The following is a 16,559-nucleotide window of genomic DNA, read 5'->3' as shown; positions in this document are numbered from 1 at the left end:
GAATCGGTCACAGGCCGACCGCCTCGTACAGTCCACCGACCTCGCTACGTCCGAGGACGCGCTGCGTTCCCGGACGCTGATCACCGAGAGCGACAACTCCGACGTTGGTGCGAACCAGACGGACAACGGGGTGACCGACGGCATCGAGGAGGCGACGCACGATGTGCTTGCGGCCCTCGTGCAGAACGAGCTTGACGAGCGTCTTGCCCTCGTTGATCTCGAGCACGGTGAACGCGTCCACCTTGGCCGGACCGTCGTCGAGGGTGACGCCGTCGCGCAACTGCTTGCCGGTGCTGCGCTCGACAACGCCGTGAACCGTGGCGAGGTACGTCTTCGGAACCTCGAACGACGGGTGCATCAGGCGGTGAGCCAAGTCGCCGTCGTTGGTGAAGAGGAGCAAGCCTTCGGTGTCGGCGTCGAGACGGCCGACGTGGAAGAGCCGCTGACCCGACTGAACGCGCTCGGAGACGATGTCACCGACGCACGGACGACCGAGATCGTCGGACATGGTGCACTGCCAGCCACGCGGCTTGTTCATCGCGAGGTAGACGAGGTCCTTCTGCACGACGACACGGACGCCGTCGACACGAACCACTGCGTTCTCGGGGTCGACACGCAGACCCTGTTCGACCACGATGCGGCCGTCGACCTCGACGCGACCCTGATCGATCAGCTCTTCAGCTGCACGGCGTGATGCGACGCCGGCCTGAGCCAGCACCTTCTGCAAACGGACGCCGTCGCCCTTCGGCGGGCCGTCGTGCTTGGTGATCTCGGCGTGCTGATGACGCGCCGGCTTGGCGTTGGACACCAATGGGTTCTGAGAGACGACGCGCTGCGGCTTCTCGGTCTTCGGCTTGCCACGCTTGTTGGTTGCAGCCGGTGTCGGGGCTGCCGGACGCTTGCGCGGAGGTCCGTCGAACTTGGATCCGCGAGGAGCGTTTGCCCAGGCAGTGCCGCGAGGAGCCTCGGGGCGTGCGCCGCGCTGATCGTCACTACGACGGTCAGCGCCGCCACGCGGTGCGCGGCGGGCGTCGACGTGGGGAGTACGACGGTCGTCGCTGCGCGGTCCGCGGCGATCGTCCGTGCGCGGGCCGCGCCGATCGTCGTTGTAACCGCCACGGCGGTCGTCCGTGCGTGCGGGGCGACGGTCATCGCTGCGCGGCGGGCGACGGTCATCACTGCGCGGCGGGCGACGGTCATCATTGAATCCACCGCGACGGTCGTCCGTGCGGGGACGGTCGGATCCGGCGTTGCGGTCGTATCCGGAGGTACTGCGGGAAGTGTTGCTGCGTCCACCACGGGGCGCTTCGCTACGTGCGCCGCGGGGGGCGTCACTGCGACCACCACGAGGTGCATCGCTGCGTGCGCCGCGGTTGTCGCGGGAGTTGTTACGGTCCGGTGTGCCATCTCGGCGAGCGGGATTGTTCACTTTTTTCCTGTCAGTTTTCTACTGTTTCCCGAGCGTGGTCGGGTCTTTCGGTGCTGACGACCGCCGGAATTCCGGTCAGTCGTCGACTTCGGTGTCCACTACGTCAGCGGGCACGTCTGCCTTGTTCATTCTCGCAAATCGCGGATCGGATTCCAGGCTTTCGCTGATGTCGTCGATGAGATCGACATCAGGCAAGAGCGGGGCCAACTCCGGGAGCTCGCTCAGCGAGGCCAGGCCGAGCCGTTCGAGGAACAGTTCGGTCGTGGAGTACCGTGTCGCGTTGGTGTCCGGGTCAGGCCCGGCTTCCGCGATCAGTCCGCGGGCAAGGAGGGTGCGTACCACCCCGTCCACGTTGACGCCTCGTACCGCACTGATCCGCGCACGAGTCAACGGTTGACGGTATGCGACTACGGCCAAAGTTTCCAATGCCGCCCTGGTCAATTTGGTGCGTGCGCCGTCCAATAGCAGCTTTTCCACATACGGGGCAAACTCTTGTCGCGTGTACAGACGCCATCCGTCGCCCGCGTAGCGAAGGTCCATTCCGCTGCCGCGCGCGGTCAATGCGGCCGACATCAACGTCAGGCGTTGCTCGACGCGCTCCGGTGCGGTACCGGTGACAGATGCGAGTTGGTTAACTTCGGCCGGTGAGTCCACGACGAGCAGAAGCGACTCCAGCACCGCGTCGAGTTGATCGTCGTCGAGATCGAAATCAGGGGCAGAATCTTCGGAAACCGCGGCGTCGTCAGCAGGCTCGATCATCTCGTCTAGCTGCGAAGATTCCGATTCCGTCGGCTCGGCGTTCATCCGTAGTCCTCCTCTGTGACCGGCGCGGCCGGGTCGTCTCCGGTCCAACTCACCATCAGCGGTCCGAGGGCTTCGGGTTGCTCGAACACGATCACCCGCCGCCGATACAGCTCGAGCAACGCGAGGAACCTTGCGACTATCTCGACAGTGATCTCACACTCGGCAACAAGGTCTCCGAAGGGTGTCCACTCCCCTATGCCTCGCTCGCGCAGCAACTCGAGAATTCGCTCGGCCTGCTCGGGTATCGAGATATTGGACACATGGAGGTGATCGAGGCCCACTGTCGGCACCGGACGCGGCGTGAACACCGTCGCCGCTATCTCCGCAAAACGCTGAGGGTCGACGCCCAACAACACCTCGGGCAGGAGCTCGGTGAACTGATCCTCGACGGCGACCGAACGCGGATAGCGCCGCAGCGCTGCTTCCTCCAACTCACCGAACAGCGCCGCAACTTGCTTGTACGCCCGGTACTGCAGCAGTCGCGCGAAGAGAAGGTCGCGGGCTTCGAGAAGCGCCAGATCCTCCGCGTCCTCGACCTGCCCGGCGGGCAACAGCCTGGCCGCTTTCAGGTCCAGAAGCGTGGCCGCGACGACCAGAAACTCTGTCGTCTGATCGAGGCCCATCGCACTGCCGAGTTCCTTGGTGTACGCGATGAAATCGTCCGTGACGGTGTGCAGGGCGACTTCGGTGACATCGAGTTGCCGTTGATTGATCAGGTTCAACAGCAGATCGAACGGGCCTTCGAAGTTCCTGAGTGTGACTCGGAAACCGGCAGCCTTGGCTGCGGTCTGAGCGTCGGTCGGCACGTTCGGGTCGATCGAATCCGGCTCGACTTCGACCGAATCTTCTTGCGATGCAATCAGTTCCACTAACGACCAGACCGGTGAATGACCTCGCGGGCCAATGCTCGATATGCCTCGGCCCCAGCCGATTTCGGCGCCCACGTCGTGATCGGCTCACCGGCGACGCTGGTTTCGGGGAATCGAACGGTGCGGTTGATCACCGTGTCGTAGACGACGTCGCCGAACACCTCGACGACGCGCGCCATCACCTCACGGGCGTGCAGGGTCCGAGCGTCGAACATCGTGACGACGATGCCGGCCAACTCGAGCTTCGGATTGAGACGGTCGTGCACCTTTTCGACGGTGTCGTTGAGCAGTGCCAGGCCGCGCAGGCTGAAGTACTCGCATTCCATCGGAATGATGACCGAATCGGCGCAGGCCAGCGCATTCACGGTGAGCAGGCCAAGCGACGGCTGGCAGTCGATGAGCACGTAGTCGTACCGATCGAGAACCGGGTGCAACACGCGCCCCAAGGTCTGCTCACGCCCGACCTCGGTGACCAATTGGATCTCGGCGGCCGAAAGGTCGATGTTGCTGGGGAGCAGGTCGAGGCCGTCTACCCGAGTGCGCATCAACACATCGTCGATGGACACACGTGGTTCGACCAAAAGGTTATGGACGGTCAGTTCCAGGTCATGATGCTGAACGCCCAGTCCGGCAGACAACGCGCCTTGGGGATCGAGATCCACCAGGAGCACTCGACGACCGTATTCAGCCAACGATGCACCCAGATTGATGGTCGACGTCGTCTTGCCGACGCCGCCCTTCTGGTTGCACATCGCGATGATCATCGCGGGTCCGTGGTGCGCCAACGGTGTCGGTTGCGGCACCTCGCGGACCGGTCGGCCTGTCGGGCCGAGTTCTTCCGCGGAAACGGTCAGGGTTTCCGCAGGTGGAGAGGCTACTGGCGTCGTATCTATTTCGAACATCGCCTCTGGTTCGGAGGGTACAGCTGGTGCTGATTCGTTCACGCGCTCGAAGAGTTGGGCATTGACATGCGGCGGCGCGGACTCCGCCGCTGGTGGCTGCGATGTCGACACGGTCCGATGCTCCCCTACTCTTTCGGCGGTTGCTCTCGGCGCCGGCAAACCCCCGAAACTGCGGTGGAGGCCGCTCGCGCTCCTTGAACGCTACCGCTTACATCACCGAATGGTCTCGCAGACACGCATGAGCCAACCAACCCCTAACGGGCACGCGGGTGTGCCTGAGCCCACACTTCGCGCAACGCGGTGACGGTGACCAGTGTGTAGATCTGCGTGGTGGTTACCGAAGCGTGGCCAAGAAGTTCCTGCACGACACGTACGTCCGCGCCGCCGTCCAGCAGGTGTGTGGCAAACGAGTGCCTGAGCGTGTGGGGTGAGACGTCCGCCCTGATTCCGGCCGACGCCGCCGCATCCTGAAGAATCTGCCACGCGCTTTGACGCGACAGACGGCCCCCGCGAGCGTTGAGAAACAGGGCAGGAACACCGCGCGTCGCCAGGCTGGGGCGCCCACGGACGAGATACGCGTCTACGGCGGCGATCGCAGGCCTGCCGACGGGGACGATCCGTTGCTTTCCGCCCTTGCCTTTGAGGAGCACGGAACGGGTTTCGGTATCGATGTCGTCGACGTCCAGATCGATCGCCTCGGTGATTCGCGCTCCGGTCGAGTACAGGAGCTCGAGCAGAGCGCGATCCCGCAGGTCGCGGGGCCCGTCACCGGCCGCACCGCCACCCGAAGCGTCCAGCAGGGCGATCACGTCGTCGAGAGGCAGGGCCTTGGGCAGCTTGCGTCCGGGCGTCGGCGGCTTGACCGTTCGGGCCACGTCAACGCTGACCAGACCCTCGGCGGCGGAAAACTTGTGGAATCCGCGAACCGCGATCAGGGTGCGTGCTGCCGAACTGGCCGCCAACGGTACGACGCCGGCCTCGGAGTCACCGAGCCGCAGATGTGTCACGAATTCGGTGACGTCGTTTTCCGTCACGCCCGCGACGTCGTCGATGCCGCGTCCGTTCAGGTACTCCGCGTACCGATTCAGGTCACGGCGATACGAAAGTAGAGTGTTGCGCGCCGATCCTCGCTCGACCGCTAGATGGTCGAGATACGAGTCCACCTGTCGGGCAAGCACTTCAGGCTCGCGACTTGCGTTCTCCGAATGCGCGCGGACGATCGGGCCACGGTGCGTCGGCGGGGCGCAGCGGCTTTCCCGTCGCACGTGCGGTGGCGATCGCAAGAATGCCCGATACCGCTGTGGCATTGACGATGTCGCCGCGTAGCGCCATGTCGACGGCGTCGGCGAGCGGAACCCGCGAAATCTCGAGATCGGCTTCTTCGTGTTCGGGATCGTCGCGCTTCACCTCGTGCAGCCCCTCGGCGAGGAAGACGCGAACCGCCTCGTCCGTGAACCCGGGTGAGAGAGCGACATCGACCAGCACCGACCATCGATCGGCGCCGAGTCCGGTTTCTTCGCCCAACTCGCGCGCTGCCGCCTCGACCGGGCTCTCCCCCGGAGCGTCGAGCAGACCGGCAGGGATTTCCCACAACCGGTGCCTGAGCGGGTGACGGTACTGGTGAATCAGCACAAGATGGTCACGCTCGTCCAGTGCCACGACGGCAACGGCGCCGTGATGCTCGACGACTTCCCGATCGGCACGCTGACCACCAGGCATCGCAACGGTGTCGACACGCAACGCGATGATCGCGCCCGTGTAGACCGTCTTGGAGCCGAGGGTGTCGAATTCGTGCCGACCGGGATCGCTCATGTGTGGCTAGACCTTTTCCACGTTCTCGACCGCAGCGTCTAGCGCCGTCTCGGTGGCAGCGGTGTCGATCTTCTCGTCACCGTGGACGTCGACGGGCAGGCGCTCTTCGAGCTTGTACGTCAACGCTGCTTCGACGAAGGCAGCGAACAGCGGGTGCGGGCGCGTCGGGCGGCTCTTGAGCTCCGGATGTGCCTGGGTGGCAACGAAGAACGGATGCTGCTCACGCGGGTACTCGACGAACTCGACCAGGTGGCCGTCCGGTGAGGTTCCGCTGAACTGCAAGCCGGACTTGGCAATCCGATCGCGGTAGGTGTTGTTGACCTCGTAGCGGTGACGGTGACGCTCGGAGACGTCCTCGGTTCCGTAGGCCTGAGCGACGACGGAACCCTTGGTCAGCACGGCCGGGTAAGCACCCAGACGCATGGTGCCACCGAGGTCGGCGTCGCCGGCGATGACATCTTCCTGATCAGCCATCGTCGAGATGACCGGGTGCTTGGTGTCCGGCTCGAACTCGGCCGAGTTGGCATCGTCGAGACCGACGCTACGAGCAGCTTCGATGACGACGCACTGCAGACCCAGACACAGACCCAGCAGCGGCAGCTTGCGCGAACGTGCGAAACGGATCGCGCCGAGCTTGCCTTCGATGCCGCGGATGCCGAAGCCGCCCGGGATCAGAACACCGTCGACGTCACCGAGAGCGGCCTGCGCTCCGGCTTCGGTCTCACAGGCATCCGACGGGACCCAGGAGATCTCGACCTTGGACCGGTTCGCGAATCCACCGGCGCGCAGTGCCTCGGTGACGGAGAGGTATGCGTCGGGCAGGTCGACGTACTTGCCGACCAATGCGACGCGCACGGTCTCACGCGGCTGGTGAACACGATCGAGGAGGTTGCCCCACACGGTCCAGTCGACGTCGCGGAACGGGAGACCGAGCTGGCGAACGACGTAAGCGTCGAGGCCCTCACGGTGCAGAACCTTCGGGATGTCGTAGATCGAGGGAGCATCGGGCGTCGAGATGCAGGCGTCGACGTCCACGTCGCACATCAGGGCGATCTTGTTCTTGAGGCCCTGCGGAACGTCACGATCGCAACGAAGGATCAGCGCGTCGGGCTGAATGCCGATGCTGCGCAACGACGCAACCGAGTGCTGCGTGGGCTTGGTCTTGAGTTCTCCGGAGGGGCCGAGGTACGGCACGAGGGAGACGTGCAGGAAGAAGACGTTGTCGCGGCCGACGTCGTGGCGGACCTGGCGAGCGGCTTCGAGGAAGGGCTGCGATTCGATGTCGCCGACGGTTCCACCGATTTCGGTGATCACGACGTCCGGGCGGTGTCCCTGCAGATCCGGACCACTCATCTCGAGGATGCGACGCTTGATCTCGTCGGTGATGTGCGGGATGACCTGAACGGTGTCACCGAGGTACTCGCCGCGGCGTTCCTTGGCGATGACCGTCGAGTAAACCTGGCCGGTGGTGACGTTCGCCTGGCCGGAGAGGTCACGGTCGAGGAACCGCTCGTAGTGTCCGACGTCGAGGTCGGTCTCGGCACCGTCTTCGGTGACGAAGACCTCGCCATGCTGGAAGGGGTTCATTGTGCCCGGATCCACATTGAGATAGGGATCGAGCTTCTGCATGGTCACGCGCATTCCCCGCGCGGTCAACAACTGTCCCAGGCTCGAGGCGGTCAAACCTTTGCCGAGCGAGGAAGCTACACCTCCGCTGACGAAGATGTGCTTGGTGGCGGTACGCGTGTTAGTGCGTGACTGTGGCAAAGGGGCTCCCGTGACGACTGTGCAGGGCTTGGTCTGATGAAGCATGCTGGGGCCTGCCGACCCACGGGATTTCACGGTAACACCTATCGGGGGTCGGTGCCTACAACGCGCCGACTTTCCGCCCCCGATGTGACCGGCGTATCAATACCGGGGTGTTCAGTTGGTGGGTGCGCCGACGGTGACCGCCGCCGCTCCCGGTCCCGTGCCGTAGCGGCCGGCGCCGCCGTTCAACTGTTCCTGCAGCGCCAACGGCGTGGTGATCTTGCCCGATTCCCGGTCGATGTTGTCGATGGTCGTCAAGCCCGCTGAGAGCGCCGCGTCCGCACGTGCGACGGCAACCGGACCACTGCCCTCGGCCGAGCCCGGCCGGCCAGCGAGAATCGTTCCTGCGCCGCGTCCGTCGAGAGCACCGGCGAACCGGGCGATGACGGCGCCGCGGTTACCCGTGGCCGCGTCGGATTCGCTCTTGTTGTCGCCGGTGAGAACGACCGCGAGCTGAGCCGGCTTGACCGCGCCGTCGTCGTAGCTGATGAAGCCGGCGCTGCGCAGAGAGTCGAGCGCGAGATTCATCTCGTCCGGAGTGCTCTGCGGCTCGCTGTTCTGCCCGTTGAGAAGCAGAACCGAACCGAGCAGATCGCCCGCGAGACTGCCCTGATCGACCGCACCGGTCTTGAGGGTGATGCCTGCAGGAATGACGTTGGTGACGACGGTCCGCAAGCGGTCACCGCCTGTGGCGTCGACAAACGAATCGGTGAGCGAGACACGTCCGGTCACGGCGCCGCCGGAGGCGGTGACGAGTCGGTTGACACCGTCGAGATCACCGGGATCGGCATCCGGCGTCGTGATGACGACGACGGTGCGACCAGCGAGACTGTCACGCACGACGCGACCACCGACAGCGGCATCGAAGCCGTCCGCGGAATTGAGTTGCTGCTGAAGCTGATTGGACTGTTGATTGAGGTCTTCGATCTCGTTCTGCAGGTCTGCCTTGTCGTCACGCAGACCCGAAAGCAATCCACTGGAGAGCATTCCGGAACCCAGCACCACGCCGATCGCGAGTGCCAGGAAGATTGCCGCTATGGAAATTGCATGTTGACGCATCGAAATCACTTGAAGAGCCCCTGAACCCACAGCGCGAAGCTGTTCCACGTTGCGACTGCCCAGTCGAGAACTTCACTACCGGCATTGGACACGACCAGGGCGACGATCACTGCCACCAGGGCGGCAAGCACCAGGAGCGCGATCGCGCCGCCGGACACTCGACTTCGATACAGCGTGGCGACGGCCTTGGCGTCGACCAGTTTTGGTCCCACCTTGAGCCGCGTCATGAAAGCCGACGGATTGCTTTCACGGCGTCCGCGGTCGAAGAATTCGTCCAAGGACACCACGTTGCCGACCGTCACGATCAGCGAAGCCCCGTGATGATCGGCAAGGAGCAAAGCTAGGTCGGTCGGTGAGCAGGTCGCGGGGAACGTCATCGCCCCGATACCGAGATCCTGGATTCGGGAAAGTCCTGCAGCATGACCGTCCTGGTCTGCAGGCAGAACAACTTCGGCTCCGGACTTGAGGGTGGAACTGGTGATTTCTTCCGGGTCGCCCACGATCAGATCGGGGCGGTATCCGGCCTTGCTCAACACGTCCGCACCTGCACCGACACCAATCAGAATCGGCGAGTACTCCTTGATGAAGGGCTTGAGGTTTTTCAGATCGGCCTCGTGTTCGGGGCCATCTGAGACGACCACCACGTGGCGATCCTTCAAATCGATGTCGATGTCCGGGACACCGATTCCGTCGATGAGCAACGGGCTTTCGGTGCGGATGAACTCGATGGTGTTGCCCGAGAACGCTTCGAGGTGATCGACCAGGCCGGTCTTGGCCTCGATCATCCGGTCGGAGATCTCAGCCTCGGTCTGCTCTTCCCCCTTGACGAGACTCTTCTCGCCGTTGAAGACCTCGCCCTCGTGCAGGCGGATCTTGCTGCCGTCCTTGACGTTCTTGAAGACGTCACCGTCGACGGCATCGATCAGAACGATGTCGTTGGCGACGATCACTTCCGGTCCGAGGTTGGGGTACCGCCCCGAAATCGACGGTGACGCGTTGACCACGGCCATGACTCCGGCTTTCACCAGAGCATCGGCGGTCCGGCGATCGATGTCGACTTCGTCGAGGATCACGATGTCTCCAGGACCGACACGGCGTAAAAGCTTCGCCGTGTTCCGATCGGCCCTGGCGATGCCACTGATCCCAGGCAAGGATTCGGTGTTACGTGAGAGCAATCCGGGCATCTTCATGGCTTCGATGATGAACCTGAAACCGCCTTGACCGGTGGAGGCGCGCCGACAACTACCACATCAGTCACACCAACACCACAGAACCTTCAATCTGTGACGCGGGCCGCATTCGCGATCTCGAGCAGTTCTTCGGCGTGTGCACGCCCGGTCTCGGTGTCGTCCAATCCTGCCAACATACGGGCCAACTCGACCACACGATCAGAATCCGACAAGGTCCGCACACCACTACTGACCACTCCGCCCTTGTCGTCCACCTTGTCCACCACGAGGTGGGTGTCGGCAAACGCAGCGACCTGCGGAAGGTGAGTGACGACGATAACCTGATGCGTCCGAGCGAGTTTCGCCAATCGGCGGCCGATCTCGACGGCAGCGCGGCCACCGACCCCAGCGTCCACCTCGTCGAAAACCATCGTCGCGCCGGTGTCGCTACCGGCGAGAACAACCTCGAGCGCAAGCATGACGCGCGAAAGCTCGCCGCCGGAAGCGCTCTTACTGATGGGCAACGAGGGCGCCCCACTGTGCGCGGACAGACGAAATTCCACCTCGTCGACGCCGGCAGATCCGGCATGCAGGTCTACTCCCCCGACACTGAGCGGCGCCGAATCCTGCGGGCCCGCAGGCTGCGAACGAACCGTCACCTCGAGGCCCGCACGCCCCATCGCCAGACCGGCGAGTTCCGCGCTGACAGCCTTGGCGAGCTTTGCCGCCGCCTTGACTCTGGCGGCGCTCAGCTTGGTAGCTGCCTCCGCGGTCAGTCCAGCCGTTTCCTCGACCTGCTTGGCCAACAGCGACAACGCATCCGAGGACACGTCGAGTTTGGACAGACGAGCGCGAGCGGTCTCCGCCCATTCGAGAACACCGTCGACATCGGCGGCGTATTTGCGAGTCAAAGTCTTGAGTTCGGACTGCCGCGACAGCAGCGAGTCCAGAGCCCCCGGATCGGCGGGTAGCCCGGAGAGATAGGTGTTGAGGTCTCCGGCAACATCGGTGACGACGGCAATAGCGTCGGCCAAGCGGGAACCGAGACCGTCCAGATCGGCGTCGGTGACCGACTCGATACGCGCCCGCGCTTCTGACATCAGGTCGAGCGCCGGCATGACCCCGACGTCACCGCTGGCCATGTCGTCACTACCGGCGAGCGCAGCGTGCGCTTCTTCGGCAGCGGAGCGGAGCGAGTCCAGTTCGCTGAGTCGACGCACTTCGGCAACGATCGCCGTATCCTCACCCGACTCGGGTGCCACGCCGTCGATTTCGTTGAGCGCGAAGGTCAACTGGTCTGCCTCTTGCGCCAGTTCACGAGCTTTCGACGTGCGCTCGATCAACTCCGAACGAGCATCCAACCACTCACGACGGTGTTTGCGGTACCGCGTCAGGAGTGTCCCGATTGCCTTGTCCCCGAAGCGGTCCAGTGCATTGCGTTGCTGGTCGGGACGAAGCAATCGCAGCTGATCGTTCTGTCCGTGAACCGTCAGAAGTGGATCTGTGAATTCGGAGAGGACGCCCGCCGGCACGCTTCGACCGCCGAGATGTGCACGTGAACGCCCGTCGCTGCCAACAGTGCGTACGGCGATGATGGTCCCGTCCTCGTCGCGCTCGGCGCCGGACGATTCCAGGATTCGGACGATCTCACGCTCGGTGGCCGGTGAAACGTCGTCGGCGATGAATCGTCCCTCGACGACGGCTCGCGACGCACCCAACCGCACGCGACCGGCATCTGCTCGCGCACCGCTGAGGAGGTGCAAGCTCGTGACGACCATGGTTTTACCCGCGCCGGTTTCACCGGTCAGGACGGTCAGGCCCTCGTGAAACTGGGCGCTGGCCTCGGAGATCACACCAAGACTGTCGATACGGATCTCTGCGAGCACGATTAAGGCTTCCTTCCTCGCCATCCGGTAACCGGAAGCTCGAACTTGCGAACCATCCGATCAGCGAAAGGCGCAGAGTCCAACCGGACCCACTTGACGGGCGTGGCGCCGCGAACGACCTCGACACGGGCGCCGGCAGGCAGTTCCAACGTACGACGGCCGTCACAGAAGACCAGGCCGTCGTGGCTACCGGCGACGGTCTCCACCGCGATGATCGAATTCGGGCTCGTGACCAACGGCCGCGCGAACAGCGCATGCGCGTTGCTGGGTACGACGAGCAATGCTTCGAGTTCAGGCCACACGACGGGGCCGCCTGCGGAAAATGCATAGGCGGTCGAGCCGGTCGGAGTGGACACGAGAACGCCGTCGCAACCGAAGGCAGAAACGGGTCGGCCGTCGACTTCGAGAACAACTTCGAGAACACCGAGACGCGAACGGTTCTCGATACTGGCTTCGTTGAGCGCCCACCCGCGGTCGATGATTTCGTCATCCACCCGAATCACGACGTCGAGTGTCATGCGGGACTCGACGCGATACTCCTTCCGAACTACCTGTGCGAGCGCCTCGTCGAGATGCTCGGCCTCGGTCTCTGCCAGAAATCCGATGCGTCCGAGATTGATGCCCAATACCGGGATGGACGCTTCTTGCGCGAGTTCGGCGGCGCGCAGAAATGTGCCGTCGCCACCGAGAACCAGTACCAACTCGCATCCGACAGCAGCATCAGGGCTGGGATGAACAACCGTGACGTCGAGACCCGGCGCAGAGAATCCCGCGGGCTCCGTCATTGCTTCGATGCGCGAACTGTCGGCTTCGTCGACGAGGACTCGCAGTCCGATTCCCGCGCGCTCGAAGATCTTTCCGACTCGCTTGGCGGTTTCCGTGATGTCGCGTCGGCCGGGATGCGCCACAAGAAGGATCTCGCGCGACTCGCCGTTCGTGACCGCGTTCACTGGGGCCCTTCCTCTACAGCCTTGCGAATCATGTCCTCCACCGAAGGAATTCCCTCGGTGTCCGGCTCGTGATCACCGGGCGAACCTGTCTTTCGAAGCCACAGGAAATACTCGACATTTCCCGACGGACCGGGCAATGGGCTGGCCACCACACCTAACGTCCGCAGGCCTACCTTTGCAGCAGCCTCCGACACGTCGAGCACCGCGGAGATTCGCAATTCCGGATCGCGTACGACGCCACCGGCACCGACGCGGTCCTTGCCCACCTCGAACTGAGGCTTGACCATCGGAACCAGGTCCGCACCATCAGCAGTACAGGCGACAAACGCACCGAGCACGAGCTTGAGAGATATGAACGACAGATCCGCCACAACCAGATCGACCGTTCCGCCGATGGTCTCCGCATCAATTGCACGAACATTGGTTCGGTCGATGACGTGCACCCGGTCGTCGGACTGCAGCCGCCACACCAGTTGTCCGTAACCGACGTCGACTGCGACAACTTCCTTCGCACCACGCGTCAGCAGAACATCGGTGAACCCACCGGTGGATGCGCCGGCGTCGAGGCAGCGTCGGCCTTCGACCGTCAATCCTTCGGACCCGAAAGCGTCTAGGGCGCCGATCAATTTATGCGCCCCTCGCGAAGCCCATGAGACTTCCTGCTCCACCTCGACGACCCGAAGCGGAGTACCGGCTTCGATCGCCGTCGCAGGCTTGGTAGCAACCGCTCCCGAGATGAGAACTCGGCCGGCGGAAATCAGTTCTTGCGCATGATCTCGCGACCGTGCGAGTCCGCGACGGACCAGTTCGGCGTCCACCCGTGCTCTACGTGCCACGTCAAGCCCTGTCCACAGAGGCGAGTGCCTGGACGAGCACCTCGTGTGCCTGTTCCAAAATATGTGCCTGCTGCGGGATCACACCTGCTCCGTGCTGATCGTTCGGATCATGTTCGATGCCGCCGAGGCGCGCCAGCAAACCGTCGACGTCAGAACGTATGCGTTCCGGATCGACGGTAGGGCGTGGCCCGGGCAACGGAGATCCGTTACTCGTGTTTCCGGGGTGCGGTGTCGGCGTGCTCATCGGGCACAACGTTAGTGCATGACTCTCGGTTACGCATACACCCGCACCCCCGCGAGTCGAACACATTTGCGAGGAATCAAGCGAGCCAGGATGCAAACAGATCCGCTACGCCGGCATCGGACGCTTCCAGGGTCTGGAACGACGGATTCGCCCATGCGAGAGGCGCAACCGCACGTAGAAGTGACATCTCGTCCCCGACAACCGGGCCGTCGACTACCAACGCCGACCCGTTCACCGAGACGGACCACTTGGAGTCCGCACCAACCAGCGATTCTACGGCCGGCTGATTGAGCGAATCCAGAGTTGCTGCAATGTAGGTGGGACGTTGCTGAATCGGAGCCCGCAAGACGTCACCCGGCGTGCTCACACCGGTGAGAACCAACAGCGAGTCGATCGAAACAGCATGTGCGCCTTCGATATCGGTGTCCAAACGATCGCCGACCACCAGAGGATGCGAACACCCGCTGCGAGCTAGTGCATCCTCCATCAGAGGTGCAGCAGGCTTACCGGCAACCAGGGGCTCCTGCCTCGTCGCAGCGCGCAGAGCCGCCACCATCGAGCCGTTGCCGAGAACCAAACCCCGTTCCGACGGCAGTGTGGTGTCCAGGTTCGCAGCCACCCACAGCGCGCCGGCCCTGATCGCCAGGCATGCTTCGGCAAGGATCGACCAGTTGGTCTCCGTCGAATGTCCTTGAACGACAGCAACCGGGGAATCCGCGAACTCACGAACCGGCATCAATCCGACGCGCGTCACCTCGTCCGCAAGCGCGTCGGTGCCGACGACCAGAACAGCGGCACCCGGTTCGAGGCGCTCCGCCAACAGACGTACGGCCGTCTGGGAACTGGTGACCACACGATCGTCTTCGGAATCGAAACCGAGTTCGGTCAGGTGCGCCGACACTGCCGAAGGTGAGCGACTTGCGTTGTTGGTCACGTAGTACAAAGCCTGCGAACCTTGACCCAAAGCAGCCTGGGTACCGGGAATCGCATGAGCTCCGGCGTACAGCGTGCCGTCGAGATCGAGCAAAAGTACGTCGTACTGGGTACGAAGCACGGTCACTGATCTTCTCCGGTCAACTCGGCCACCCGTTCTTCAGCATCCGTGTCACCCTCGAGGTCTGCAGCTGCAGCGTTGAGGAACCACTTCAGTCCGTCTTCGATACGACCGGCTGCAACGAGGGCATCGGCGTACGCGTAGAACAAGCGAGCCGCAGCTTCACCGGTACGCGCTGCATCAAGATCCTTGGTCTGCAGTGTGACAACTGCCTGATCGAACTGACCGAGATCCATCCGAGCACCGGCGACGACGATCCGCAACTCCGAAGCCTCGTCGCCCGAAAGCAGGGCAGCCTCGTCACTGCGACCCAGTTCGATTGCGCGTTCGGGTCGACCCAATCCGCGTTCGCAGTCGGCCATGACAGCGATCAGACCCGGTCCACCAGCCATTCGACGGGCAGCACGGAGCTCGGAGAGAGCTTCGGCCCATTCACCCGCGTGGTAAGCAGTGATTCCCGCAGCTTCACGAACGACAGCAATGCGGCCGGCACGCTGACGAGCAGCGCGAGCGTGGAGCAATGCAAGTTCCGGGTCTTCGTCGACGAGCTTGCCCGCCATGACGAGGTGACGCGCAACTGTGTTGGCGTTGTCCTTGTCGAGGCTGAGCAGATCCCGACGAACAGCCGGATCCAACTCGGTGGGCTCTACGTTGTCGGGCAAATCTGGTTCGTCAGGTCGTGCTTGCTGACGGTTGCGGTCGCCGTCGCGCCCACGAGGGGTGAACCCACCCTCGCCGCCGCGGCGCTGTCCGCCACTGAATCCGCCGCCGCGATTGCTGTTTCCAGCCCCGCCACGGTTGTTGTCTCCGGCACCACCGCGGCGGTCTCCGCCTGCAGCGCCGCGTGATCCACGCCCGTCGTTGTCACGACGGGGGCCACCTGATCGAGGCGCTCCTCCCCCACGGAAGGACCGACGCTCGTCGCCATTCTCCGACACAGTCATTCCTCTCATACAACGCACGAAAGGGGACCCAATATGTTGGGTCCCCTTTCGGTTAACGGGTGTTCGGCGGTGTCCTACTCTCCCACACCCTGTCGAGTGCAGTACCATCGGCGCTGAAGGGCTTAGCTTCCGGGTTCGGAATGGGACCGGGCGTTTCCCCTTCGCTATGACCGCCGTAACTCTATGAAACTGTCACAGTAACCAACCTATGATCCAGATCCTCCACACACCCACCACCCGTGAATATCAGGGGTGATCGATGATGGGGGAATCAAAATCAAGGTATCTGTGTGTTGTTTCAGATACCGCACAGTGGACGCGTAGCTTCTTTGTGGTAAGTCCTCGGCCTATTAGTACCAGTCACCTGCATGCATTACTGCACTTCCAGTTCTGGCCTATCAACCCGGTGGTCTGCCGGGGGCCTTACCCCCTCGAGGGGGTGAGAAACCTCATCTTGGAACAGGCTTCCCGCTTAGATGCTTTCAGCGGTTATCCCTTCCGAACGTAGCTAACCAGCGGTGCTCCTGGCGGAACAACTGGCACACCAGAGGTTCGTCCGTCCCGGTCCTCTCGTACTAGGGACAGCCTTCCTCAAGTTTCTAACGCGCGCGGCGGATAGAGACCGAACTGTCTCACGACGTTCTAAACCCAGCTCGCGTGCCGCTTTAATGGGCGAACAGCCCAACCCTTGGGACCTACTCCAGCCCCAGGATGCGACGAGCCGACATCGAGGTGCCAAACCATCCCGTCGATATGGACTCTTGGGGAAGATCAGCCTGTTATCCCCGGGGT

At 63.3% G+C, this 16,559-nt stretch carries 15 protein-coding genes and 2 rRNA genes; all 17 read right to left on the bottom strand.

Annotation, left to right across the window (positions count from 1 at the left end; all coding sequences use genetic code 11):
• Positions 1 to 7 precede the first annotated feature (7 nt).
• Entirely contained in the window at positions 8 to 1,429 is a 1,422-nt protein-coding gene (locus ACFQ6H_RS20520; RefSeq protein ID WP_378648235.1) for a pseudouridine synthase, read from the bottom strand.
• Positions 1,430 to 1,504: 75 nt separating this feature from the next.
• Positions 1,505 to 2,233, bottom strand: a complete 729-nt coding sequence (gene scpB, locus ACFQ6H_RS20515) for an SMC-Scp complex subunit ScpB (protein WP_378648233.1) — start codon at positions 2,231 to 2,233, stop codon at positions 1,505 to 1,507.
• Entirely contained in the window at positions 2,230 to 3,051 is an 822-nt protein-coding gene (locus ACFQ6H_RS20510; RefSeq protein WP_080910961.1) for a ScpA family protein, read from the bottom strand. Before ACFQ6H_RS20510 ends, scpB begins: the two co-directional genes overlap by 4 nt.
• A gap of 50 nt (positions 3,052 to 3,101) precedes the next feature.
• The gene (locus ACFQ6H_RS20505) at positions 3,102 to 4,115 is read right to left on the bottom strand and encodes a ParA family protein (RefSeq protein ID WP_003946138.1); all 1,014 of its coding nucleotides are present in this window, start codon (positions 4,113 to 4,115) and stop codon (positions 3,102 to 3,104) included.
• A gap of 143 nt (positions 4,116 to 4,258) precedes the next feature.
• Entirely contained in the window at positions 4,259 to 5,182 is a 924-nt protein-coding gene (gene xerD, locus ACFQ6H_RS20500; protein WP_378648230.1) for a site-specific tyrosine recombinase XerD, read from the bottom strand.
• 1 nt (position 5,183) lies between these two features.
• Positions 5,184 to 5,816 carry an NUDIX domain-containing protein gene (locus ACFQ6H_RS20495; RefSeq protein ID WP_378648228.1) on the bottom strand — a complete coding sequence of 211 codons (633 nt, stop codon included), beginning with the start codon at positions 5,814 to 5,816 and terminating at the stop codon, positions 5,184 to 5,186.
• Between the two features lie 6 nt (positions 5,817 to 5,822).
• Complete coding sequence (locus ACFQ6H_RS20490; protein ID WP_003946139.1) at positions 5,823 to 7,583, bottom strand: CTP synthase; 1,761 nt, start codon at positions 7,581 to 7,583, stop codon at positions 5,823 to 5,825.
• A gap of 156 nt (positions 7,584 to 7,739) precedes the next feature.
• A complete protein-coding gene (locus ACFQ6H_RS20485) occupies positions 7,740 to 8,693 on the bottom strand; it encodes a copper transporter (protein ID WP_378648226.1) in 954 nt (317 codons plus the stop codon).
• On the bottom strand, positions 8,690 to 9,874 hold the full coding sequence (gene steA / locus ACFQ6H_RS20480) for a putative cytokinetic ring protein SteA (RefSeq protein ID WP_378446107.1): 1,185 nt from the start codon (positions 9,872 to 9,874) through the stop codon (positions 8,690 to 8,692). The genes ACFQ6H_RS20485 and steA overlap by 4 nt, the downstream gene beginning before the upstream one ends.
• An 86-nt stretch (positions 9,875 to 9,960) precedes the next feature.
• On the bottom strand, positions 9,961 to 11,739 hold the full coding sequence (gene recN, locus ACFQ6H_RS20475; protein WP_378648224.1) for a DNA repair protein RecN: 1,779 nt from the start codon (positions 11,737 to 11,739) through the stop codon (positions 9,961 to 9,963).
• A 2-nt stretch (positions 11,740 to 11,741) separates the two neighbouring features.
• Positions 11,742 to 12,689, bottom strand: a complete 948-nt coding sequence (locus ACFQ6H_RS20470) for an NAD kinase (RefSeq protein ID WP_378446109.1) — start codon at positions 12,687 to 12,689, stop codon at positions 11,742 to 11,744.
• A complete protein-coding gene (locus ACFQ6H_RS20465; protein WP_054782208.1) occupies positions 12,686 to 13,525 on the bottom strand; it encodes a TlyA family RNA methyltransferase in 840 nt (279 codons plus the stop codon). The genes ACFQ6H_RS20470 and ACFQ6H_RS20465 overlap by 4 nt, the downstream gene beginning before the upstream one ends.
• 1 nt (position 13,526) lies before the next feature.
• On the bottom strand, positions 13,527 to 13,769 hold the full coding sequence (locus ACFQ6H_RS20460) for a hypothetical protein (RefSeq protein WP_378532829.1): 243 nt from the start codon (positions 13,767 to 13,769) through the stop codon (positions 13,527 to 13,529).
• A 76-nt stretch (positions 13,770 to 13,845) separates the two neighbouring features.
• Positions 13,846 to 14,829: an HAD-IIA family hydrolase gene (locus tag ACFQ6H_RS20455; protein WP_378648221.1), complete on the bottom strand. Its 984-nt coding sequence runs from the start codon at positions 14,827 to 14,829 to the stop codon at positions 13,846 to 13,848.
• Positions 14,826 to 15,767: a hypothetical protein gene (locus ACFQ6H_RS20450; RefSeq protein WP_317552734.1), complete on the bottom strand. Its 942-nt coding sequence runs from the start codon at positions 15,765 to 15,767 to the stop codon at positions 14,826 to 14,828. Before ACFQ6H_RS20450 ends, ACFQ6H_RS20455 begins: the two co-directional genes overlap by 4 nt.
• Before the next feature lie 61 nt (positions 15,768 to 15,828).
• Positions 15,829 to 15,945 (bottom strand): 5S ribosomal RNA (rrf, locus tag ACFQ6H_RS20445).
• Between the two features lie 152 nt (positions 15,946 to 16,097).
• Positions 16,098 to 16,559: ribosomal RNA gene (locus ACFQ6H_RS20440) — 23S ribosomal RNA — on the bottom strand; the annotation flags it as partial.

The organism is Rhodococcus sp. NPDC056506, assembly GCF_042794945.1.
Lineage (GTDB): Bacteria > Actinomycetota > Actinomycetes > Mycobacteriales > Mycobacteriaceae > Rhodococcus_F.
Note: the sequence above shows the minus strand (reverse complement) of the source record. Positions and strands in the feature narration are given on the sequence as shown.

Excerpts from the sequence above, each read along its gene's own strand:
- scpB (WP_378648233.1), bottom strand. The coding sequence starts at position 2,233 with ATGAACGCCGAGCCGACGGAATCGGAATCTTCGCAGCTAGACGAGATG.
- ACFQ6H_RS20495 (WP_378648228.1), bottom strand. The coding sequence starts at position 5,816 with ATGAGCGATCCCGGTCGGCACGAATTCGACACCCTCGGCTCCAAGACG.
- steA (WP_378446107.1), bottom strand. The coding sequence starts at position 9,874 with ATGAAGATGCCCGGATTGCTCTCACGTAACACCGAATCCTTGCCTGGG.
- ACFQ6H_RS20460 (WP_378532829.1), bottom strand. The coding sequence starts at position 13,769 with ATGAGCACGCCGACACCGCACCCCGGAAACACGAGTAACGGATCTCCG.
- ACFQ6H_RS20450 (WP_317552734.1), bottom strand. The coding sequence starts at position 15,767 with ATGACTGTGTCGGAGAATGGCGACGAGCGTCGGTCCTTCCGTGGGGGA.